Below are 22,398 nucleotides of genomic sequence, written 5' to 3'. Positions count from 1 at the left end.
GTGCCGGAGTGGGCAGCCCCGCGCATCCGGATGCCCACTCCCTCAGTTGCGCCGGGCAGCCAGCCGTGCCGGGTCGAGGTCGATCCGGCGGAGCAGCTGCGCATTCGCCGCCACGATGATCGTCGAAGCCGACATCAGGATCGCGCCCACTGCGGGCGACAGGATGAACCCGATCGGGGCGAGAACCCCGGCGGCCAGGGGGACCGACAGCAGGTTGTATCCCGCGCCCCAGACCAGGTTCTGGATCATCTTCCGGTAGCTCGCCGTCGACAGGGCGACCACCGAGAGCACCGCGCGCGGGTCGTTCCCGACCAGCACCACGCCGGCCGATTCGATGGCCACATCGGTTCCGCCGCCGATCGCGATGCCGACATCCGCCCGGGCGAGGGCGGGTGCATCGTTGACGCCGTCGCCGACCATGGCGACCTTCAGGCCGCGTGCCTGCAGTTCGGTGACCTTGCTGTCCTTGTCCTCGGGGAGCACCTCGGAGAACACCTCGTCGATGCCGAGCTCGGCGGCGACCGCATTCGCGACCGTGTGGGAGTCGCCGGTGACCATGGCGACGGTGATACCGCGGGCGTGCAGGGCATCCACTGCCTGGCGGGACTCGGGGCGGATGCCGTCCTCCAGCGCGAACGCCCCGAGCACAGTGCCGTTCCGGAGCACGTAGAGCACGCTGGCGCCGCGCTCGGCCCAGGAGGAGATGTGGCGTGTGAGGTTCTCCGGCGGCTCGACCTCTTCGGCGCGGAGCAGTGCCGGCCCGCCGACGCTCACTGTCGCGCCGTCGACGCTCGCCTGCACGCCGCGCCCGGTGGGGGAGCGGAAGTCGCTCGCCCGGTACCGCGGCGCGCTCGTGCGGTCGCCCCCGTCCGTGCCCCCGTCCCCGTCCGCGTCGCGGGATCGACTCGGGAGTTCCTGTCGTTCCGGGGAGACCGTCGAGACCGAAACTCCCGCGTCGGTTGCGGCGGCGCGGACGATGGCACGGGCGAACGGATGCTCGCTGTCGGCTTCGACGGCGGCCGCCAGGGCGAGCAGCGCCTCGCGCGTCAGGCCGTCGGCGGGAGTGGCGGAGGTGGAGGCATCCGGAGTCGCCGCGAGGCTCTGCGCAGGAGCTGCCACCGCGACATCCGTCACCGTGGGCTCGCCGAGCGTCAGCGTGCCGGTCTTGTCGAAGAGCACCACATCGATGGTGCGCATGCGTTCGAGCGCGAGCCGGTTCTTCACGAGCACGCCGGCGCGCGCGGCACGTTCGGTGGAGATCGCGATCACCAGCGGGATCGCGAGACCCAACGCGTGTGGGCAGGCGATCACGAGCACGGTGACGGTGCGGGTGACGGCGTCGTCGAGGTTGCCGACGAGCGACCAGACCACGAAGGTGATGATTCCCGCGCCCGCCGCATAGTAGAAGAGGAGCGCTGCAGCCCGGTCGGCGAGGGCCTGGGCGCGCGAGGAGGAGTTCTGGGCATCCGCCACCAGCCTGCGGATGCCCGCCAGCGCGGTGTCGTCGCCGATAGCGGTGACGACGACGCGCAGAGCGCTGTCGGTGGCGACCGTTCCCGCGACGACGCGGTCGCCGATCGACCGGCTCACGGCTTTCGATTCACCGGTGATCATGGATTCGTCGACCGATGCCTTGCCGTCGACGACGATCCCGTCGGCGGGAACGCGCGCGCCGGAGCGAACGAGCACGACGTCGCCGGTCACCAGGTCGGCGACCGGGACCTCTTCGGTGCCGGTGCCGTGCTCAGCGCGCCTGGCGCCTGTGGTCTCGTCATCGCCCAGCACGCGCTCGGCGGTGTCGGGGAGCAGGGCGGCCAGGGCGTCGAGGGCTCCGGATGCTGCGCCCAATGCTCTCATCTCGACCCAGTGGCCCAGCAGCATGATGACGACGAGCAGGGCGAGCTCCCACCAGAAGTCGAGATCGAACGAACTGACCTTCAGGGTGGTGATCCAGGAGGCGACGAAGGCGACAGTGATCGCCATGGCGATGAGGAGCATCATCCCGGGTCGCCTTGAGCGGAGCTCGGAGAGTCCGCCGGTGAGGAAGGGGGCTCCGCCATAGACGAAGATCACGGTGCCGAACACGGGGGAGACGAGGGTCGCGCCTGGGAAGTCGGGCACAGAGTAGCCGAGCAGCTGGCTGAACATCGAGCTGAAGAGCACGGTGGGAATGGCGAGAACGAGGGTGATCCAGAACTTCGTGCGGAACTGCGCGGCATGATCGCCGTGGCCGCCGTGGCCGCCGTGGCCGCCGTGGCCGCCGTGGCCGCCGTGATCCATGTGGTCGTGCCCTCCTGGGGTGACGGCGTCGTGCGCCGGGTGGTCGTGCCCGGAGTGGTCGTGCGCGGCATGCGGCGCGTGGCCCGAGTGGTCGTGCGTTGCTGGAGTCGTCATGTTCGCCCTTCGACCTTTTCAGCATACCCCTAGGGGGTATGCAATTCCTCCACAAGCTGGAAGGCAGTGTGAGTTTCCACATCTTTCCGGGCCCTGAACCCTGCGTGCCTGAGAGCGTGCCAGCATAATCAGAACGGAGAGGTGATTCGTGAGACTGCTGATTGTCGAAGACGAAGACGAGATGGGGCGCCTGCTCGCCAAGGGGCTGGCTGCTGAAGGGTACGACGTCGACCGGGTGGCGAACGGTGTCGACGGCATGATTTCTGTGAGCGCGGGCACATATTCGGCGGCCATCGTCGATGTCATGCTCCCCGGGATGTCCGGTTTCGAGTTCTGCAGGCATATGCGCGAGCAGAACTCGACCGTGCCGATCCTGCTGCTCACCGCCCGTGACGATGTCGACGACCGGGTGAAGGGTCTCGATGCCGGTGCCGACGACTACCTCACGAAACCGTTCGCGTTCGTCGAACTGACGGCGCGCATCCGTGCCCTGCTGCGACGCGAGAACGTCGGCCCCCAGCTCTCCCTCACGGTGGGTTCGCTCGTGGTCGACAGTCACAACCGCAAGGCGATCGTCGGCGACGCGACCCTCACCCTCAGTCCGAAGGAGTTCGATCTGCTGCGACTGCTCGCCGGGCGGCCGGGAGTCACGATGAGTCGCACGGAGATCCTCGATGAGGTATGGGGTCGCACCGAGCACATCGATGCGAATGTGGTCGACCAGTACGTGAGCTATCTGCGCCGAAAGCTCGATCCGCTCGGCTCCGATGTCTCGATCGCCACCCGCCGAGGGGTCGGGTACGGGCTCGAGGTGGCCAGTGAGTGACGTGGGGGTGTGAGGCTGATCCGTCGACTCTCGATCAGGGTGCGGCTGACCGTCGGCACGCTCATCATCGCGGGGGTCTTCTTTGCGGGAACTGCCGTCGTGGTGCACCGTCAGGTCGACTCGATCCTCCGAAGCTCGTCGGTGATGCTGTTGCAGGGCGACATCGCGCAGTACCAGCAGGAGATCGCCGACGGCAGAACCTCCAACCTCGATACCCCTGCCCAGGGGCAGCTGGTCGCGGTGATCGATCCGAGCGGACGAGTGATGCAGTCATCCCTCCCGGCCGAGCTCGGGCCGAGCCTCCTCAGCCTCGCCGCTGCCGGGTCCGCGGTGCAGGATGTCCGTACCCCCGCCGCGCGCTACCTGGTGCTCGCCCGGCAGATCCCGGCGCCCAACGGCACATGGAGTGTCGTGACGGCGCGGAACGAGGCCGCATCGGCACTGTCGCTCGACAACCTCACGCGCGCTCTCGCGTGGGGGCTCGTCATCCTCACCCTCCTGTTCGGAGTCGGCTCGTGGTTGCTGGCCAGCGCGGCGCTCCGGCCCGTCGCTCTGATGCGCCGCACCGCCGAGAGGCTGAGGGGAACCTCGTCCGTCGAGCTTCTTCCCGTGGGGCCTGCGCACGATGAACTCTTCTACCTCGCGAACACGCTCAACGACCTCATCACCCAGCTCCGTGCCTCGGCCGACCGTGAGAAGCAACTGGTCTCCGATGCGAGCCACGAGCTCCGCACCCCGATCGCCATCCTGCAGACGCAGCTCGAGCTGGCCCACCTCAGCACGGGGGATGCGACGGCGCTGCTGGGAGAGATCGAGTCGGCGGAGCGAACGGTGCAGAGACTCTCCGCGCTCGCTGCGAGCCTGCTGGAGCTCACGCGCATCGAGGGGATGACAGCCCGGGAGACCACCACGTTCGACGATCTTGCCGATGAACTCGCTGACGCGATCGACCGGGCGAGGCTGGTGAGCATCGGATCGGGCATCCTCGTGGACTACGACGTCGGCGACCACGAAGAGGTGGCCCCGTTCGAACTCTCCCGGCGCAACTTCGGACGCATCGTCGACAACCTGCTCGGCAACGCGATCGTGGCCATGAATGAGGCGACAGTGAGCGAGGCGGCGGTGAAGCAGGCGGCAGGCGGGCAGCCGCAGGGCCCGTCGGAGACCGGGCGGCCGGGAACCGTCCGGGCGAGCCTCTCGTGCTCCGCCCGGGCGCTGACCCTCGAGATCACGGACACCGGGCCGGGGATGGCACCGGATTTCCTGCCGCTCGCCTTCGACCGCTTCGCGCGCGAGGACGAATCGCGTGGCGGCACGCGCCCGGGCTCCGTCGGCGCCGGGCTCGGGCTGTCGATCGTGCAGGCACTGGTCACCTCCGCGGGCGGAGCTGTCACCATAACGAACCGTCAGCCGCGGGGGCTCAGCGTCGTCGCCACGATTCCTGCGTCCTCGAGCGCGGTGTCCTCCGTCACCGTCTCCAGCAAGACGGCCTCCAGCAACGTGGCCTCCCCCAACCCGGCCTCCAGCAACCCGGCCTCCACCAACCCGGCCTTCCCCAACCCATCCCCCGCAGCAGCAGCGTCCAGTCAGGAAGACACCGCGTGACCTCCACCTCCTTCGTGACCGGCGCTCTCCATGCTCTCGCCGGCTCCACCCCGTTCACCGGGGTGAACCCGATCGACCCCAACACCGTCATCCAGAGCACCGGCCCCTGGGCGCTCGTGGTGGTCTGTGCGATCATCTTCGCCGAGACCGGTCTGCTGATCGGGTTCGTGCTGCCCGGCGACACGCTGCTCTTCTTCACGGGGCTGCTGACGTTCACGGGCGTGATCCCGGTCCCGATCTGGCTCGTGGTGATCGTCATCTCGATCGCGGCCGTGCTGGGCGACCAGCTCGGCTACCTCATCGGGTATCGGACGGGGCCGCGCATCTTCGAGCGCAAGAGCTCGGGGATCTTCAGCACGAAGAGCGTCGAACGCACCCAGGCGTTCTTCACGAAGTACGGCGGTGCCGCCGTCATCCTCGCCCGGTTCATCGCGGTCGTGCGCACCTTCGCGCCGGTCGCCGCGGGGGTCGGCCGGATGCACTACCGCACGTTCCTCCTCTTCAACGCGATCGGCGGGGTGGGCTGGACTCTGCTGATCGTGCTGCTGGGCTTCTTCCTCGGGCACATCCCCGGCGTCGCCGATGTCGTCACCCGGTACATCGACGTGGTCATCGGCGGCATCCTCGTGATCACCCTCCTCTCGGTGCTGGTGTCGGTCCTCCGCGCCCGCAGGGCGAACCGGTCGGAGGCCTGACACGATCTAAGCTCGAAGCATGGTCTCCTCTCCCTTCACTGTGTCCCAGGAACGCAAGATCGTCACCGAGCTCCCCGGTCCGAAATCGAAAGAGCTCCACGCCCGCCGCCTGAAGACGGTGTCGCGCGGCGCCGGAACGCTCGCCGACATCTACATGGACCACGGGTCGGGCGCGATCCTGGTCGACGTCGACGGCAACCAGATCATCGACCTGGGTTGCGGGATCGGCGTCACCACCATCGGCCACGCGCACCCGGCCATCGCGGCCGCTGCGGCCGCGCAGGCGAGCAAGCTCACCCACACGCTGTTCACGGTGACGCCCTACGAGAACTACCTGCTCGTGGCCGAGAAGCTCGCCGAGATCACACCGGGTGACTTCGAGAAGCGCTCCATCCTCGTGAACTCAGGCGCGGAGGCCGTCGAGAACGCGGTCAAGATCGCTCGCAAGTACACCGGACGCCGCGCCATCGCCGCACTCGACCACGCCTTCCACGGTCGCACGAACCTCACCATGGCGATGACCTACCGGCCGTGGCCGGAGCGCGCGGGAATGGGGCCGTTCCCGGGCGAGATCTACAGTGTTCCGACGAGCTACCCGTTCCGCGACCCCGATGGCATGACGGGAGTCGAGGCGGCCGAGCGCACGATCGACTACATCACGACCCACATCGGCGCGACCGAACTGGCAGCGCTCTTCGTCGAACCCATCCAGGGTGACGGCGGCATCGTGATCCCGGCGGAGGGTTTCTTCGAGACGCTCAGCGCCTTCTGCACCGAGAACGGCATCGTCTTCGTGTCCGACGAGATCCAGGCCGGCATCGCGCGATCGGGAGCCTGGTATGCGATCGAGCACCACAACGTCGTGCCCGACCTGGTGACGAGCGCGAAGGGGATCGCCGGCGGCTTCCCGCTCGCCGCGGTCACCGGCCGGGCCGAGATCATGGATGCCGTGCAGCCCGGCGGCATCGGCGGCACCTTCGGCGGCAACCCGGTCTCGACCGCAGCCGCCCTCGCGGTGTTCGATCTCATCGAGAGTGAGAACCTCATCGAGGAGGCGAAGCGCGTCGAGCGGGCCTTCTTCTCCCGCATCGGCGACTGGGCCGAGAAGTTCTCGGTCGTCGGCGAGGTGCGCGGGAAGGGCGCCATGTTCGGCGTCGAGCTCGTGCATCCGGGTACCCGGAAGTCCAACCCCGAGGCGCTCTCCGCGGTCATCAAGCACGCGACCTCGAACGGCGTGATCGTTCTGGATGCGGGCAGCTGGGACAGCGTGCTGCGCTTCCTGCCGAGCGTCGTCATCAGCGAGGCCCTCATCGACGACGCCGCGACGGTCATCGAGCAGGCCCTGCAGGCGCTCGAGCCCTGACCCGGCCGGCCCGCCGCCCCGCCCGCCCCGCACCGCCGCCGCCCCGCCCCGCCAGCCGCAGGCGGGTTCCGCCGCGGTCTGTCGCTTGAGCGGGTGCGCGCGCAGGCGCGGAAGCGACAGACGACCGCGGAACGACAGCCCGTGCGGAGGGAGGGCGGGCAGGCGTGGCAGGGGACGCCCGTGGCGCCTGCTAGAAGCGGGCGGCGGTGGCCGGGTCGGTGATCACGAGCAGGCCCGCCTGCTCGAAGGCCTCGGCCAGGGCATCCGGAGCCCCGCCGCCCACCGCGCCCGCCGCTCCAGCGGGCCCGCCGCCCGCCGCCCCGGTCACCAGCGCATCGAACTCGCCGAGCGCCCCGACCGTGCCGAGGTGCACCTGCCCGAGCTTGCTGCGGTCGGCGATGACCACGGCGCGGCTCGCCGACTCGAGCATCAGGCGTTTGACCTGGGCTTCCGGCAGGTTCACGTTCGTCACTCCGAGGGCGCCGTCGACGCCGTTGCAGCCGATGAAGGCGAGGTCGGCGTGCAGGCCCCGCAGGAGCGGCGACGCCAGCGGTTCGACGAGCGAATGCTGCTGCGGGCGGAGGGTTCCGCCTGTCACGATCACCGTCAGCCGACCGACCACCACGCCCGGCTCGAGGGCGAGGGCAATGCTGAGTCCGTTCGTGATCACCACGACGTCGCTGAGATCCTCGCGGGCGACAAGCGCCTCGGCCACGGCGAGAGCCGTGGAACCCACGTCGAGCAGAACGCTCTGGCCGGGTTCGACGAGCGACGCGCACAACTCGCCGATCCTTCTCTTCTCGGCCGCCGACGCCCCCATAGCCTGCTCGAACGTGGGCTCCGCCTGCAGGTGACGGCTGCGGATGACCGCCCCGCCGTGCACGCGGCGGATCGCCTTCAGGCGGTCGAGCTCGTCGAGGTCGGCCCGAACGGTGACGTCGGAGACCCCGAAGGTCTCGCCCAGTTCGCCCACGCGGGCGAATCCCCGCTCATCGATGACCGCGAGCATCCGTTCCCGCCGGAGCGCCGCGGGCAATTGCTGGTCGTTCTCAGGTTCGGCCACGCCTCCATCGTGCTGAGCGCCCGCGAATTTGTCAATAAGAAACCAAACAGAACCAAAGACAACTCATAGCCTCATGCCCTACCATTGTGCTTGGCGAAACTGCCGAATCAGCTTGCGTATTCGAAAGAGGCGACATGCCCCCCTCCCCGACCGGAACCGTCGAAGACCTCTCCCTCGTCGCTGGGCGGCCCATCGTCAAGCGCTCGCACGTGCTCGCCGACGGCCGCGAGCTGATCTACTACGACGACGCCGACACCACGCTGGCGCCGGAACGCCTGCCCGATGAGCGGCCCCTCGACCCTCGCCCGCCCACCGCCCGGATGCGCCAGGATGTGCTCACCGGCGAGTGGATCTCAATCGCCGCCGCCCGCAACAACCGCGTGTTCCTGCCGCCGGCGAACCTCGATCCGCTTGCCCCGCAGGCGCCCGACAACCCCTCCGAGGTGCCGAGCCTCTACGACGTCGCGGTCTTCGAGAACCGTTCCCCTTCCTTCGGGCCCGAGCTGCTCGAGGCCGGCGCTGTGCCGGTGCCCGAGGATTCCGGAATCGCCCTCGGGCGCTCCCGCGCATCCATCGGCCGCTGCGAAGTGGTCTGCTTCAGCCCCGAGCGCGAGGGGTCGTTCGGGTCGCTGCCGACCTCCCGCGCCCGCACCGTGATCGAGGCCTGGGCCGACCGCACTGCGGTTCTGAGCGCGATGCCGGGTATCGAGCAGGTCTTCCCGTTCGAGAACCGCGGCGAGCAGGTCGGCGTGACGCTCCACCACCCGCACGGGCAGATCTACTCCTATCCGTTCGTCAGCCCCCGCACCCAGCGCCTCGTCGCCTCGCTCGAGAGTTACGGGCCAACGCTGTTCGCCGACATCCTCGCCAGCGAGCAGGCGGGCGAGCGGATGATCGTGCAGGGCGAACACTGGAGTGCCTTCGTTCCGTTCGCCGCCCGCTGGCCCGTCGAAGTGCACATCCTGCCGCACCGGCAGCTGCCCGACCTCGCCGCGACGACCTCCGCGGAGAGGGACGAACTCGCGGTGCTCTACCCGCGGGTGCTCCGGGCGATCGACGGGCTGTACGAGACGCCGACCCCGTACATCGCGGGCTGGCACCAGGCGCCGGTGAACTCGCACCGGGGCGACATCCGCCTGATGATGCAGATCACGTCGCCCCGCCGGGCGGTCGACCGGCTGAAGTTCCTGGCCGGCTCGGAATCGGCGATGGGGGCGTTCATCGGCGACGTTCCGCCCGAGACCACGGCCCGCAACCTGCGAGAGAGCTTCGAGACCCATGACTGAACTGAACCCCCTCTTCGAGACCCTCGCCGCCGAGTTCGAGGCGCGCCACGGCTCACGGCCGGCCGGTTTCTGGTCGGCACCGGGGCGCGTGAACCTCATCGGCGAGCACACCGACTACAACGAGGGCTTCGTGCTGCCGTTCGCGATCGACCGGCGCGCGGTGGTCGCGCTCGCCGGCGCGGCTCCGGATGCTCCGGCCTTCGCCCGCGTCTCGTCGACCTTCAGCGACCAGATCGTCGAGCTCGCCCTCGCCGACCTCGCGCCGGACGCCCTCGCCGACTGGTCGGCCTATCCCCTCGGCGTGGCGTGGGCGCTGGCCGAGCATGTCTCCGCGACATCCGGAACCGAAGCGCGGCGTGCGCTCCCCGGCTTCGCCCTGCACATCCACTCCGACGTGCCGATCGGCGCAGGGCTCTCGTCGTCGGCGGCGATCGAGTGCGCGGCCGCCGTCGCCCTGAACGAGTTCTGGCAGCTCGGACTCACCCCGGCTGAGCTCGCGCGCGTCGGCCAGATCGCCGAGAACCAGGCGGTCGGGGCTCCCACCGGCATCATGGACCAGTCCGCCAGCATGCTCGGCCGCATCGACGCGGCTGTCTTCCTGGACTGCCGCAGCATGAACGCCGAGAGTGTCCCGCTGGGGCTCGACGCCGAAGACCTCGAGATCCTGGTGATCGACACCCGGGTCAGCCACGATCACGCCACGGGCGGGTACGCCGAACGGCGGGCATCCTGCGAGCGGGCCGCGGCCGAGATGGGCGTGGGGTCGCTTCGCGAGCTCAGCGTCGCCGACCTGCCGCGGCTGCAGCAGAGGCTCGACGACGAGACCTTCCGCCGGGCCCGGCACGTCATCACCGAGAACGACCGGGTCGAACAGGCCGTGCGGCTGCTCGAGACGGAGGGCCCTCTCGCGATCGGTGCCCTGCTCGACGCCTCCCACGTGTCGATGCGCGACGACTTCGAGATCTCGGTGCCCGAACTCGACCTCGCCGTCGAGGTCGCCCAGGAGGGCGGTGCTGTCGGTGCCCGGATGACCGGCGGTGGTTTCGGCGGGTCGGCGCTGGCGCTCATTCGTCGTCCGCAGAGGCCAGCCCTCGAGGCGGCTGTTCTGGAGGCGTTCGTCGCCCGGGGTTACCGGCGGCCCGACCTCTTCGTCGTACAACCGTCGGCCGGAGCCACGATGAAAGGTGACCTCGATGACTGAGAACGAATACCCGACCGGTGAGCAGTTCGAGTTGGTCTGGCCCGAGCACGGAGTGCAGAGCGCGCACGCTGTCGTGACGTCGGTCGGAGCGATGCTGCGGGTGCTCGAGTTCGGCGGGGTCCCGGTCATCCAGGGCTTCGACGAGACGGCGGTGCCGCTCTTCTGCGCCGGCTGGATGCTCGCACCCTGGCCGAACCGCGTGCGCGACGGTCGGTGGAACGATGCGGGGACGCTTCGACAGTTGCCCCTCACCGAGCCCGGCCGCGGCAACGCGCTGCACGGCTTCCTCTTCGAGCAGCATCACACGGTGGTGCGCCGAACGGAATCGTCGATCACCCTCCGGGCGAACATCCACCCGACCGACGGCTACCCGTTCGCCCTGACCGTCGACACGACGTTCGTGCTCGGCGAGAACGCGCTCAGCATCACGCACACGCTGGTCAACACGGGCGACCGCCCCGCGCCGGCCGCGCTCGGGGCGCACCCGTACTTCCGCATCGGAGACGTGCCGATCCCGGAACTCACCGTGACGGTGCGCGCCGCGACACGCGTGCTGGTGGATGACCGGCTCAACCCCCTCGGCGCCGAGCCGGTCGCCGGCACACGGTTCGACCTCTCGCAGGGTGCGGTCGTGGGCGACCTCGACCTCGACACCGCCTACTTCGACCTCAGAGCGGAGGCTGACGGACGGTACGTGCACACGATCGAGGCTCCGGATGCTCGCCGCATCGAGCTCTGGGGCGACGAGAACTACAGCCACGCCCAGGTCTTCACGACGCAGATCTTCCCACTCGGCTCCGGACCCGGCTGGGCCGTCACGGTCGAACCGACCACGGCACCGCCCGACGCGTTCAACAGCGGCATCGACCTGCACGTGATCGAGCCCGGCGCGAGCTGGACCGCCTCGTGGGGCATCACGTTCGTGCCCGCACCCGCCCCGGAATCGGCAACCGCACCCCGCTCGACCCGCACCCCTGAGGAGATCGCATGACCTGGCTCGTGACCGGCGGCGCCGGCTACATCGGATCGCACGTCGCCCGAGCCTTCCTGGCGGCGGGAATCGACGTGGTCGTGATCGACGACCTCTCCAGCGGCCAGGCCGTATTCGTGCCCGACGGGGCGGTTCTCGAGCAGGGTTCGCTCGTCGACAGAGCCTTCGTCGATGGTGTGTTCGCGCGCTGGGCCGCGTCCGAGCATCCCCTGACCGGGGTCGTGCACCTCGCGGGCTACAAGTACGCAGGCGTCTCGGTGGAGCGCCCACTGCACACCTACACGCAGAACGTCACCGCGACGGTCAACCTGCTCGAGGCGATGCACGCGACCGGCGTGCCCTCGATCGTGTTCTCGTCGAGTGCGGCCGTCTATGGCAACACTCCGGCCGAGTTCGTCACCGAGGAGACCGCCACGTCGCCCGAGTCGCCCTACGGCGAGACGAAGCTCATCGGTGAGTGGCTGATCGCCGACCAGGCGGTCGCCACCGGGCTCCGTCACACTGCCCTGCGCTACTTCAACGTCGTCGGCTCGGCCACGCCCGAGGTGAGCGACACCAGCCCGCACAACCTGTTCCCGCTGGTGTTCCGGGCGTTACAGGCAGGCAAGACGCCCAAGATCTTCGGCGACCGGTACCCGACCCCCGACGGAACCTGTGTGCGCGACTACGTGCACGTGGCGGATGTCGCGGCGGCGCACGTGGAGGCAGCCCGCAAGCTCGACGCCGACGTGCCGCTCGACGCTGCGTACAACCTCGGCAGCGGATCGGGCGTCTCGGTGCGCGAGATCATGACGTCGATGGCCGCGGTCACGGGCATCCCGTTCACGCCCGAAGTGCTGCCGGCCCGCCCCGGCGACCCCGCGCGCATCGTCGCCTCGGGCGAGCGCGCCGCCCGCGATGTCGGGTGGATGCCCGCCCACACCCTCACCGACATGATCGCCTCCGGCTGGGCGGCGGCCCAGCACTCCGCCTGACGCCTCCTCTTCCACGCATTCGTGCTCTTGTCGTCTGAGGAATTCTCAGTAGTCTATTGGCATGAGATCACAACTGCGCGCCGCTCTGGCGCCGTCCCTTGCCTGCCTTGTACTGCTCACCGGCATACTCGTGCCCCAGGCTGCCCACGCTGACGGCACGCTTGCCGAATACAAGTGGAGCTCCGACAGCGGCTTCGTCGAGTTCCCTGTCGGCGCTTTCTGGATCGAGTCCCGCACCGACAACTCGAAGCTCGTCTTCCAGGCGGACGGCAATCTCGTGCTCTACACAGACGCAGGCAGGGCGATCTGGCAGTCACGCACCTACGGTCGCGGTGCCTCGAAGATCAGCCTGCAGAGCGATGGCAATGTGGTGATCTACCGCGCCGATAACACGCCCCTGTGGTCGGCGGGCGTGAATCGCTCGATTCCGTCAGGCACCTGGGACCTGGTGCTTCTCGGCACGCCGTCCGCCCCGACGATCAACGAACGCAACCGCCTCACGGGCGCGCGCGACTTCTGGCGCATCCCCTAGGCGCGCCTGCAACTCGGCGCAGTCGGGTGCGAACGAGGGGAGGCGGAACGGGGTCAGCCCTCGACGGGGTCGGGGCTGAACGAACCCTGCCAGACAGCGTTCGAGCCGGACTCACCGATCTGCACGACCTTGAACACGGTGCCCGTCGAGACGCCGAGGGCGAGCACGATGAAGACGATCGAGACGACGATCGATGCCCTGCGGCCTGCCCGTGCGCGCGGGGGTGCGGTGGGGCGGATGCCCGGGGTGGCGCGTCCGGCGCCGGTCGCAGGGTCGAAAGGATCATCGCCGTGCAGCAGCACGGAGCCGTCGGTGGCGCGTTGATCGCTGGCGCCGCCAGCCACCGGACCCGGCGCGCCGAAGCCCGCCGGAACAAGGTTGCCCGCGGCACCTGCCGACGCGAACCAGCGGTACCAGACCCAGATGGCGGTGGCCAGCACGAACTGGCCGACCGCCCACGGCAGCAGGGTGTCACCGAGCGCGACGTGGGCCTGGATGAGCGGCGTCGAGTTCAGCCGCTCCTCGAGCCACTCGCCGGCGTTGGTCGCCAGTGGCACGCTGATGAGTCCGACGAGGGCGACGATCGGCGTGAGCACGCCGAGTTTCCGGCGGAACGCCGGCCAGAGTGCTCCGAGCACGGTCAGGAGGGCGGCGGCGGGCAGCACGATGACAACCACGTGCACCAGCAGGATGTGGAGGGGGAGTCCGTTGAACATGCGGCAGCTTTCTGTCGACGTGCGAGGGGGCTAAAGGGGGGAGCGAGAGGCGTCAGGCCGCCACGATGGTGTCTCCCGACACGGCGACCTTCACCGCGGTGAGGCCCTTCTGGGCAGGCCCGTGCGTGACATCGCCGGTGGCGAGCTCGAAGGTGGAGCCGTGGCAGGGGCATGCGAAGTCGGTCTTCGCGAACGCCACGGCGCAGCCCTGGTGCGGACAGACCGAGCTGAAGGCGACCACAGTGCCTGCGGTCGGCTGGGCCACCAGGAGTTCCTGCCCATCGAACGTGACGCTGGTCGCCTGGCCCACGGGCACGTCGGCGAGTTTCGCGATCTCCGCTCCGCTCGCCGCAGCGGCACCGGATGACGCACCACTCGGTGCCGTCGCAGAACCGGTCGCCGATCCTGTCGCAGCGCTGCTGGCCGCGGGCGCGGCAGTGTCTGCCCCGCCGGTGCTGCAGGCGGCGAGCAGAAGGGTGCTGGCGCCGACCAGCCCGGTGGTTCCGGCGGTGAGGATGACGCGGCGGGTGACGGTCTGGTTCTCGGTCATGATGCTCCTTCTGGTACTGCCGGATCTGCCCGACAAGGCTGACTTGAGATACTGCTACCCGTACCTACGAGAACGCCCCGCAGGAAGTTCACCCCAGAATGAACTTTTCGCTCCGGCGTCTCGTATACAACAGTGCCAGAGTGAGAGGGGAGGTGCGGCCATGGATGATCAGGCTCTGCTCCTCCGCGAACTCCACGACCAGCACGCCCCCGCTCTGCTGCGCTTCGTCGTGCGCCTGACGAACGACCGCCAGCTCGCCGAAGATGTTGTGCAGGAGACGCTGTTCCGGGCCTGGCGGAACCCCCGGGTGCTGCAGAACGAGAAGTCCCCGCAGTCGTGGCTGTTCACGGTGGCGCGCAACCTGGTGATCGACGACTGGCGGAGTGCGCGGTCGCGCAACGAGATCGGCACCGACACCCTGCCGGAACGGGCATCCGCCGACCACACAGACGCCGTCCTGGAGGTTTGGCTCGTCTCGGAGGCGATCAGCGGACTCTCCCAGCCGCACCGGGAGGTTCTGGTGCACTCGTTCTACGGCCAGAAGTCGATCGCCGAACTCAGCGAACTGCTCGACATCCCCGAGGGCACGGTCAAGTCCCGGTTGCACTATGCCCTCCGGGCGGTCAGGCTCTCCCTGCAGGAGAAGGGGGTGACGAGATGAACGTGCGCGAAGAGGCCAGCGAGCCGAACGACCGCTTCCGTGACTGGGATGCCGCCTACGTGCTCGGCTCGCTGGCCCCGGCCGAGCGACACGAGTACGAGCAGCACGTCTCCGGATGCCCGGACTGTCGTGCGGCGCTCGCCGACCTCGCCGGGATGCCGGGCCTGCTCGCATCCGTCGCGCCTGTCGAAGCGTTCGGGCTGGTTCAGGGTCCGGTCGAGGTCACCGTGTCTGCCGAGATGCTCCCGCGGCTGCTGGCGCGTGCGCGGCGGGCCAGGCTTCGTCGTCGCGTGTTTGCCTCTGCGGGCATCCTCGCCGTGGCTGCGGCTGTGACCGTCACGCTCGTGGTCTCGCTCTCGCCGGTGATGGTCGCACCCGTCACGGCCTCGACAGACGACCGGATCACCTTCACGGCCGAGGTGCAGAGCCCGCTGAGCGCCGTCGCGGTGCTCGGCGAGGAGCCCTGGGGCACCCGTATCGACTGGACCTGCACCTACGAGGGGCAGGCCGGCAGCGGCGCGGCGATGAGCTACGCGATGCTGGTCACCGACCGGAGGGGTGAGGCGACGCAGGTCGCCTCCTGGACGTCGGGGCCCGGTACGACGGCGACGCCGACCGCCACCACGAGCATCCAGCGGTCCGACATCACGGCTGTGTCGATCGTGTCCGGCGAGACCGGTGTGGTGCTGCTTCGTTCCGTGCTGCACGACGCGGGCTGATCCGCGGGAGGTCGCTCAGGCGGGCTCGGGTACCGGCCAGGCCGCACCGTTCACGACGGAGAGCGACCACTCCACCCCGTCGTCGTCGCCCAGCACGTGGTGGATGACGCAGTGCCCGGCATTGGAGATGCTGCCGACCGGGCCGCCGCTGAGGGCGGAGAGGGTGAGCCGGATGAGCGTTCCGTGCGCGACGACGATGATGCGGGATCCGGGGTTGGCGTTCACGACCCCGCGGAGGGCGAGGGATGCCCGGGCGGCGACCTCCTCCTCGGTCTCAGCCTCGAGGAAGCCGCCCGGGATGCGGAGCGCCCGCAGTTCGTCGCCGTCCTGCATGCCCTCGGCCCGCCCGTAGTGCCGTTCGACCAACTCGGGAATCTGGCTGGTGACCGTGAGCCCGAGTTCGCCGGCGATGATCTCGGCGCTCTCCCGGGCGCGGGAGAGCGGTGAGCAGACCACGAAGTCCCACTCCTCGTCCTGGAGCAGCCGTGCGGTCGCCCGGACCTGGGCGCGGCCGGTGTCGTTCAGGGGAACATCCGACCGGCCCTGGATGCGGCGTTCGGCGTTCCAGTCGGTCTCACCGTGACGGACGAGCGCAAGGGTGGTGGCATTCACGTCTTCATTGTCCCACTTCCCGGGCGGCTCGCACCGGGCCCCCGTGGTGGATCAGAGCGTGACGCCGTGATGGACGACGTGGGCCCGCTTTCCCGCACGAGTACTCCGAGGCTAGGCTGGGCTCGGCTCCGGACGCAGGTGCGCTGGCGCGATCCACCAACTGCTACAGGAGAAGACATGCCGGAACTGCTGATCGGACTGCTCGCCTTCATCACCGTGGGAACAGCCATCACCGGTATCGCGGCCGGCATCGCGATGTTCAAGTCGCCGTACCGACACTGAGCGAGCCGGCAACCGTCCTGCGCCTGCGGGCCGCGGGCTGCGTGTTCGCTGAGGAGGAGGCCGCTCTTCTCGTGGCGCAGGCGGGAGGTGACGCCGAGCTCGAGGCCATGGTTCTGCGGCGGATCGAGGGCATTCCGCTCGAGTACATCCTCGGCTGGGCCGGGTTCGCGGGGATCCGGGTGGGGCTGGATGCCGCGGTGTTCGTGCCGCGCCGGCGCACCGAGTTCCTGGCCAGCTTGGCCCTGGCGTTCGCTCGGACGGCCCGCGGCGCAGAGCCGACGGTGCTCGACCTCTGCTGCGGATCCGGCGCCATCGCGCTCGTCGTCGAGACGGGCATTCCGGGGGCCCGGGTCTTCGCGGCCGACATCGACCCCGCCGCGGTGCGGACCGCCGGCCGGAACCTCGCGCGCCGCGACCGTGTCTTCGAGGGCGACCTCTTCGCGCCCCTGCCCACCGATCTTCACGGCTCGTTCGACGTCATCGTGGCGAACACCCCCTACGTGCCCACTGAGGCGCTCGCGCTGATGCCTCCGGAGGCGCGGCTGCACGAGGCGCGGGTCGCCCTCGATGGCGGCGACGACGGGCTCGACGTGCAGCGGCGTGTTGCGGCGTCCGCCGCAGACTGGCTGGCGCCGGATGGCCGACTGCTGGTCGAGGTGAACGAGGCGCAGGCGCCGGCGGTCATCCGCATCTTCCGAGCGGCCGGGCTCGAAGCGCACGCGGAGAGTTCCGACGAATACGAGGTCACCGTCGTCATCGGCCAACGTCCGGCCAACGTCTAGCGGTCCGCCGCGGCCCCCCCCCCGCCCCGTCGTCGCCGCCCGCCCGCCGCAATCGAGTGGGCAGTTTCGGCCCCGAATCTCCGATTCGAGGGCCCGAACTGCCCACTCGATCGCGTCTGGGGCGCGGGGCGGGGGCGCGGGGCGGGGCGGGGGCGCGGGTCAGAGGGGGAGGCGCATGGTGGTGAGGTCGAGCCAGCGGCCGAACTTGGTGCCGACCTCGCGCACGGTTCCGGTGAGTTCGAATCCGAAGGAGGCATGCAGGCGGATCGATGCGGCGTTGCCGGCCTCGATGTCGGCGACGACCACGTGGTAGCCGCCGGCGCGGGCGCGCTCGAGCAGGGCTCCGAGGAGGGCGCGGCCGATGCCGCGGCCGGTGGCCTCGGGGCGGAGGTAGATGGAGTCCTCGACGGTGTGGCGGAAGCCGCTCTTCGCGTGCCACGCGCCGAGGCTGGCGTAGCCGAGCACGTGCCCGCGCGCATCCGCCGCCACCTCGCCGGTCGCGCTTTCGCGCGCGCCGCAATCCGCGTCGCCCGCGTCATCTGCGTCGTCCGCGTCCGCGTCATCGTCGTCATCGTCCACAGCCACCAGCACGGCGAAGCCCTGCCGCCGGTGCGACTCGAGCCACGCTGCCCGCTCGGCCAGGTCGACGGGCTCGTCGGTCCAGATCGCCAACGAGTTCGCAATGGCATCGTTGTGGATCGCGAGGATGGCCGGAAGATCATCCGGAATCGCGTCTCGAATCTGCATGCTGCCTCCCGACAGCAACTCTAGAGCGGCGGCGAGGTGGCGGAACGCCGTACATTTGAGGGGCGCGCGCGTGTGCGCCGCACAGCGTCGAGCGAGGAGGTCGAAAAGTGGCAGCGAAGCGTTCACGTCTCGGCGGGCTCTTTCGGCGAAGCAGGCTCCCGCTTCTGCCGATCGACTCGACCGTCGTGGCGCGCGCGGTCGACGAGGGTGTTCTCATCACGCGGCTGGCGCTCACGATGGCCACCAAGAACTTCATCATCGTGGGCTCGATCCGGGAGGACCGGCCGTTCGACATCGAGAGCGCCCGGGTCTTCGTGCGCTCCGAGCTCATCGACCTCGCCCTCGAGCAGGTGAGCTACGCCGGCCGCATGCGCGCGGAATCGGCGGCGCTCGTCGCGAAGAAGCGCAAGTCGGGCACGCAGACAGAGGAGGCGGGGGAGGAGCTGAGGCTGTTCACCCAGCGCCGCGTCACGTACTCTGCCCTCGCGAGCGAGCTGACCCGGCTGCGCGGCGTGCCGAGCGTCGTCGACGAGGTCGTCGAGACGGCGCGGAAGAGTGCTTGGAGCGAGGTGCGTGCCAACGTGGAGAACCGTCTCGACCGGGTGGCCGGCTCGGCGACCGAGTCCGACTACGCCCAGAAGCGGGCGGGGCGGATGATGGCCCTCCGGCACATCGACCTGCAGGCGCTGGGGCGCAACACTCCGGGCAGGGCGGCCCCGAAACTGCGTTGAGTCGACCCGACTCAACTTTTTTACAACCCGGGGAATGCGGCTGGGGGGTCCGGCGTTGACATGAGTCGAGGGCACTCACGTTTCTTCAGGAGGACACATGCCTAACACCCCAGACTTCACCGCAGAGAACCAGAACGAGGGCAACTCGTTCGACGAGTTCCTTGCCCGCTACCTTCAGGGCGAACGCCGGGCCGAGGCCGGGCGCTCCATCGACATCAGCCGGCTGATGAGCCGGCGCACGCACGAGGTGCTTGCCGAGGCGGGCCGTTTTGCGCTCGAACACGGCCACAGCGAGTTGGATGCCCTGCACATCCTCCGCGTCATCGCGTACCAGGATCCCGCGGCCGACGCCATCACGCGCGTCGGTGCGTCGCCGTCGGCTATCGCGGACGCCGCCGAGCAGCGCCTGCCGCAGTCGGCCGGACGCATCGAGACCGCACCCGTGCTGACCCAGTCGGCGCAGCGGGCACTCTTTCACGCCTACCAGGTGGCCCGGGCATCCGGCAGCACCTACATCGATCCCGAGCACGTGTTCTTCGCCCTCATGATCAGCCAGGACTCGCCCGCCGGGCAGGTTCTCGCGGCCGCGGGCGTCACGCCCGACGCGCTGCAGGCCGGGATGCGGGACGGTGTCGGGCAGGCCGGTTCAGCCGGCGGCGCGGCCGCATCTCCTTCCGCAGACGGTGCCGCCGCGACATCCGAGACCCCGATGCTCGACCAGTACGGCACCGACCTCACCGCGCTCGCCCGCGATGGTCGTCTCGACCCCGTGATCGGGCGCGCCGACGAGATCGAGCAGACCATCGAGATCCTGTCGCGGCGCACCAAGAACAACCCCGTTCTGATCGGCGAGGCCGGCGTCGGCAAGACCGCGATCGTCGAGGGCCTCGCCCAGGCCATCGTGGACGGTGGCGTGCCCGACGCCCTCCGGGAGAAGCGCGTCGTCTCGCTCGACCTTCCCGCGATGCTCGCCGGAACGCGCTACCGCGGAGACTTCGAGGAGCGCCTGACGAAGACGATGGACGAGATCGCCGCACACCGCGACTCGGTCATCGTGTTCATCGACGAGCTGCACACCGTGGTGGGCGCCGGTGGCGCGGGCGAAGGCGGAATGGATGCCGGGAACATCCTGAAGCCGCGGCTCGCGCGAGGCGACCTGCATCTGGTGGGTGCGACCACCCTCAAGGAGTACCGCGGCATCGAGAAGGACGCCGCGCTCGAGCGCCGGTTCCAGCCGGTGCAGGTGCCCGAGCCCTCCGTCGAGGACGCCGTGCTGATCCTCTCCGGTCTCCGCGGTGCGTACGAGGAGCACCATGGCGTCACCTACACGGATGAGGCGATCCGGGCATCCGTCGAGCTGTCGGCCCGCTATGTGACCGACCGGTTCCTGCCCGACAAGGCGATCGACCTGATCGACCAGGCCGGTGCGCGGCTGCGGCTGCGCCTCGGCAAGAAGGTGGATGCGTCGGCCCTCCTGTCGCAGCTGGCTGAGCTCGAAGCGTCGAAGAATGCGGCGGTCGCGGCTGAACACTACGAGGAGGCGTCTCGCTTCCGCGACGAGATCGAGGGCGTGCACGAGACGCTGCGTGCGCTCGGCTCCCGGGCCGCAGCCGACAGTTCGGCTTCGGATGGTGCGGCCATCGTCGACGAGCAGGAGATTGCTGACGTGATCTCGCGGGCCACGGGCATCCCTGCCTCCCGGCTCACCGAGGTCGACCGCGTGCGGCTCGCTGCTCTCGAGTCGGAGCTGCATGAGCGCGTGATCGGCCAAGACGATGCAGTGACCGTCGTCGCCCAGGCTGTTCGGCGCAACCGCACGGGAATGGGCGACCGCAACCGCCCGGTCGGCAGTTTCCTGTTCCTCGGGCCGACCGGTGTCGGCAAGACCGAGCTGGCGAAGACCCTCGCGGGGTCGCTGTTCGGTGACGAGAAGTCCATGCTGCGTTTCGATATGAGCGAGTTCGGCGAGCGGCACACGGTGTCGCGGCTCGTCGGTGCCCCTCCCGGATACATCGGGTACGACGAGGCGGGCCAGCTCACCGAGCGTGTTCGCCGGAACCCCTACTCGGTCATCCTGTTCGACGAGATCGAGAAGGCCCACCCCGACGTGTTCAACCTGCTGCTGCAGGTTCTCGACGACGGGCGTCTGACCGACGGCCAGGGTCGCACTGTCGACTTCCGCAACACCGTGATCATCATGACGTCGAACCTCGGTTCGGAGTTCCTGGCGAGCCGGGGTGGCGCGATCGGCTTTGTGGCCGACCCGACGGCCGGCGGCGGGTTCGGCAGTGACAAGGCGCTGCGGGACCGTGTCATGGGCAAGCTCCGTGAGGCGATGCGGCCCGAGTTCCTGAACCGGATCGACGAGATCGTGCTGTTCAGAAAGCTCGAGCAGCCACAGTTGCGCTCCATCGTGCAGGTGCTGCTGGGTGCGACGCGTGCGCGTCTGGCGTCACGGTCGATCAGCGTGACGGTGACGGAGACGGCAGTCGATGTCATTGCGGAACACGGCTACGAGCCCGAATACGGCGCGCGGCCGCTCCGCCGGGTCATCCAGCGCGAGGTCGACGACCAGATCGCTGACCTGCTGGTGACGGGTTCGCTCGCCGATGGCGGCACGGTGACGGTGGATGGCGTGGCCGGGTCGCTCGTCGTGACGGCCGGGTTCGTCGCCCCTGCGGTGCCGCTGGCGGCGTAGCCGCGCCCGGCGCCGCCCGCCCCGGCCCGTACCTGCGCTCTCCGAAGCCCGGGCCCCCTGACGGGAGCCCGGGCTTCTCCGCGCCGCCACTCCCGCCGCCCGGGAGAACGGCTACGCCACGGTATGTCGCTTCCGCGGGTGCGCGCCCCGGCGCGGAAGCGACAAAGGTGCGCGGAAGCGGGGGTGCGGGGGTGCGGGGGTGCGGGGAGCGGCGTCAGGCGGGGGCGGGGTCTGCCCGGGCGCAGTTGGGCAGCGCCGAGCCGGAGGGCGTGCCGAAGCTGTAAGCCCACTCGAGATCCTGGGCGTACCCGGTCGTCGCGATGGTGGCATCCGCCCCGAGAGTGCCGTGGAGCCCGCTCGCGTCAGGGGACTGGCGTACCTGGACCAGCAGGGTGTCCGCGGAGTCGGCGTCGAAGGCAACCGAGTTGTAGACGAAGGTCTCCCCGGCCTCATACGGATCCGTGGTGGGCTCGAACGACCATCCGTTGCTCGTCGACGACACCGACTCCACGGCGAGTCCGTCGGGCAGACAGAAGTCGAGCAGTATGCCGATGTAATCGCCCGGCGAGCTCGCGGGCAGCGCCGGAAGGCCGGTCAACGTCAGCACGAAGGACAGCACCGCTGGGTCTGCGCCTTGGATCGGGCCGGATTCCACGAGCGTGAGGTCGGCAGGCCCGCCGCTCGCGACGGCCGCCGGGGCGGCGACGGCCAGCGCCAGCACGGGCACGCCCCACGCCGCGGTGGCCAGCACGGTGCGCCGCCTGACGTCGCGGGGTGTCGGTGCCTTCATGCGCCAGAGTCTAGCGGCGCGTCGCCCGCATCGGTTCTGCCACCGATTGTCGCTTCGGCGTGTGCGCGCGCAGGCGCGGAAGCGACGAACGCGCGCGGAACCGGGCGCGCGCGGAGCCGGGCGGCGCGGTGGCGGCGGCAGGGGCGCGGCGGCGCGGGGTGGCGGCGGCGGCGCGGGGTG

21 protein-coding genes are annotated in these 22,398 nt (G+C 69.7%); 14 read left to right on the top strand and 7 right to left on the bottom strand.

The annotated features are described in order from the left end of the window. Positions 1-42 precede the first annotated feature (42 nt). Positions 43-2,394: a heavy metal translocating P-type ATPase gene (locus tag B7R21_RS01905; protein WP_116281568.1), complete on the bottom strand. Its 2,352-nt coding sequence runs from the start codon at positions 2,392-2,394 to the stop codon at positions 43-45. Positions 2,395-2,542: 148 nt separating this feature from the next. On the opposite strand from B7R21_RS01905, the gene B7R21_RS01900 reads away from it, so the two are divergent. From B7R21_RS01900 to B7R21_RS01885, 4 genes are read left to right on the top strand one after another with little or no spacing between them, the layout of a single operon-like run. Continuing rightward, on the top strand, positions 2,543-3,220 hold the full coding sequence (locus tag B7R21_RS01900; RefSeq protein WP_116281567.1) for a response regulator transcription factor: 678 nt from the start codon (positions 2,543-2,545) through the stop codon (positions 3,218-3,220). Between the two features lie 9 nt (positions 3,221-3,229). After that, complete coding sequence (locus B7R21_RS01895) at positions 3,230-4,825, top strand: sensor histidine kinase (protein ID WP_116281566.1); 1,596 nt, start codon at positions 3,230-3,232, stop codon at positions 4,823-4,825. Next, on the top strand, positions 4,822-5,520 hold the full coding sequence (locus B7R21_RS01890; RefSeq protein WP_253259589.1) for a DedA family protein: 699 nt from the start codon (positions 4,822-4,824) through the stop codon (positions 5,518-5,520). The genes B7R21_RS01895 and B7R21_RS01890 overlap by 4 nt, the downstream gene beginning before the upstream one ends. A gap of 19 nt (positions 5,521-5,539) precedes the next feature. Beyond that, on the top strand, positions 5,540-6,883 hold the full coding sequence (locus B7R21_RS01885) for an aminotransferase class III-fold pyridoxal phosphate-dependent enzyme (RefSeq protein WP_116281565.1): 1,344 nt from the start codon (positions 5,540-5,542) through the stop codon (positions 6,881-6,883). Between the two features lie 190 nt (positions 6,884-7,073). Here B7R21_RS01885 and B7R21_RS01880 read toward each other — a convergent pair whose 3' ends face one another. Next, positions 7,074-7,946: a DeoR/GlpR family DNA-binding transcription regulator gene (locus B7R21_RS01880; protein ID WP_253259588.1), complete on the bottom strand. Its 873-nt coding sequence runs from the start codon at positions 7,944-7,946 to the stop codon at positions 7,074-7,076. A gap of 134 nt (positions 7,947-8,080) precedes the next feature. On the opposite strand from B7R21_RS01880, the gene galT reads away from it, so the two are divergent. The 5 genes from galT (at position 8,081) to B7R21_RS01855 (ending at position 12,930) form a co-directional block, all read left to right on the top strand. Further along, on the top strand, positions 8,081-9,232 hold the full coding sequence (galT, locus tag B7R21_RS01875) for a galactose-1-phosphate uridylyltransferase (protein ID WP_116281564.1): 1,152 nt from the start codon (positions 8,081-8,083) through the stop codon (positions 9,230-9,232). Next, on the top strand, positions 9,225-10,433 hold the full coding sequence (gene galK, locus B7R21_RS01870) for a galactokinase (RefSeq protein ID WP_116281563.1): 1,209 nt from the start codon (positions 9,225-9,227) through the stop codon (positions 10,431-10,433). Before galT ends, galK begins: the two co-directional genes overlap by 8 nt. Next, positions 10,426-11,424 carry an aldose 1-epimerase family protein gene (locus B7R21_RS01865; protein WP_116281562.1) on the top strand — a complete coding sequence of 333 codons (999 nt, stop codon included), beginning with the start codon at positions 10,426-10,428 and terminating at the stop codon, positions 11,422-11,424. The genes galK and B7R21_RS01865 overlap by 8 nt, the downstream gene beginning before the upstream one ends. Continuing rightward, on the top strand, positions 11,421-12,398 hold the full coding sequence (gene galE / locus B7R21_RS01860; RefSeq protein WP_116281561.1) for a UDP-glucose 4-epimerase GalE: 978 nt from the start codon (positions 11,421-11,423) through the stop codon (positions 12,396-12,398). The genes B7R21_RS01865 and galE overlap by 4 nt, the downstream gene beginning before the upstream one ends. Before the next feature lie 61 nt (positions 12,399-12,459). Further along, positions 12,460-12,930, top strand: a complete 471-nt coding sequence (locus tag B7R21_RS01855) for a hypothetical protein (RefSeq protein WP_116281560.1) — start codon at positions 12,460-12,462, stop codon at positions 12,928-12,930. A 53-nt stretch (positions 12,931-12,983) separates the two neighbouring features. Here B7R21_RS01855 and B7R21_RS01850 read toward each other — a convergent pair whose 3' ends face one another. Both B7R21_RS01850 and B7R21_RS01845 read right to left on the bottom strand, forming a co-directional pair. Beyond that, positions 12,984-13,646 (bottom strand): DUF2231 domain-containing protein, encoded by a 663-nt coding sequence (locus B7R21_RS01850; protein WP_116281559.1) that lies wholly within the window; start codon positions 13,644-13,646, stop codon positions 12,984-12,986. Positions 13,647-13,698: 52 nt separating this feature from the next. Next, entirely contained in the window at positions 13,699-14,196 is a 498-nt protein-coding gene (locus B7R21_RS01845; protein ID WP_216364078.1) for a Rieske (2Fe-2S) protein, read from the bottom strand. Positions 14,197-14,356: 160 nt separating this feature from the next. Between B7R21_RS01845 and B7R21_RS01840 the strand changes: the two genes are divergently transcribed. Beyond that, entirely contained in the window at positions 14,357-14,857 is a 501-nt protein-coding gene (locus tag B7R21_RS01840; protein WP_116281558.1) for a sigma-70 family RNA polymerase sigma factor, read from the top strand. Continuing rightward, the gene (locus B7R21_RS01835) at positions 14,854-15,576 is read left to right on the top strand and encodes an anti-sigma factor (RefSeq protein ID WP_116281557.1); all 723 of its coding nucleotides are present in this window, start codon (positions 14,854-14,856) and stop codon (positions 15,574-15,576) included. The genes B7R21_RS01840 and B7R21_RS01835 overlap by 4 nt, the downstream gene beginning before the upstream one ends. A gap of 15 nt (positions 15,577-15,591) precedes the next feature. On the opposite strand, the gene B7R21_RS01830 is transcribed toward B7R21_RS01835, so the two are convergent. Next, the gene (locus B7R21_RS01830; protein WP_116281556.1) at positions 15,592-16,188 is read right to left on the bottom strand and encodes a histidine phosphatase family protein; all 597 of its coding nucleotides are present in this window, start codon (positions 16,186-16,188) and stop codon (positions 15,592-15,594) included. Between the two features lie 278 nt (positions 16,189-16,466). Here B7R21_RS01830 and B7R21_RS01825 point away from each other — a divergent pair, with 278 nt between their 5' ends. Then, entirely contained in the window at positions 16,467-17,252 is a 786-nt protein-coding gene (locus B7R21_RS01825; protein ID WP_116281555.1) for a putative protein N(5)-glutamine methyltransferase, read from the top strand. 159 nt (positions 17,253-17,411) lie between these two features. Here the strand turns inward: B7R21_RS01825 and B7R21_RS01820 are convergent, their stop codons facing one another. After that, a complete protein-coding gene (locus B7R21_RS01820) occupies positions 17,412-17,999 on the bottom strand; it encodes a GNAT family N-acetyltransferase (RefSeq protein WP_116281554.1) in 588 nt (195 codons plus the stop codon). A gap of 107 nt (positions 18,000-18,106) precedes the next feature. Here B7R21_RS01820 and B7R21_RS01815 point away from each other — a divergent pair, with 107 nt between their 5' ends. Then, complete coding sequence (locus B7R21_RS01815) at positions 18,107-18,730, top strand: hypothetical protein (RefSeq protein ID WP_116281553.1); 624 nt, start codon at positions 18,107-18,109, stop codon at positions 18,728-18,730. Positions 18,731-18,827: 97 nt separating this feature from the next. Next, a complete protein-coding gene (locus tag B7R21_RS01810; protein WP_116281552.1) occupies positions 18,828-21,428 on the top strand; it encodes an ATP-dependent Clp protease ATP-binding subunit in 2,601 nt (866 codons plus the stop codon). Between the two features lie 214 nt (positions 21,429-21,642). Here the strand turns inward: B7R21_RS01810 and B7R21_RS01805 are convergent, their stop codons facing one another. Beyond that, entirely contained in the window at positions 21,643-22,218 is a 576-nt protein-coding gene (locus B7R21_RS01805; protein ID WP_116281551.1) for a hypothetical protein, read from the bottom strand. Positions 22,219-22,398: the final 180 nt, after the last annotated feature.

The organism is Subtercola boreus (assembly GCF_003399625.1).
GTDB classification, from domain to species: Bacteria; Actinomycetota; Actinomycetes; order Actinomycetales; family Microbacteriaceae; genus Subtercola; species Subtercola boreus_C.
The sequence above is the reverse complement of the archived record's forward strand: the minus strand, read 5'-3'. Positions and strand labels throughout refer to the sequence as shown.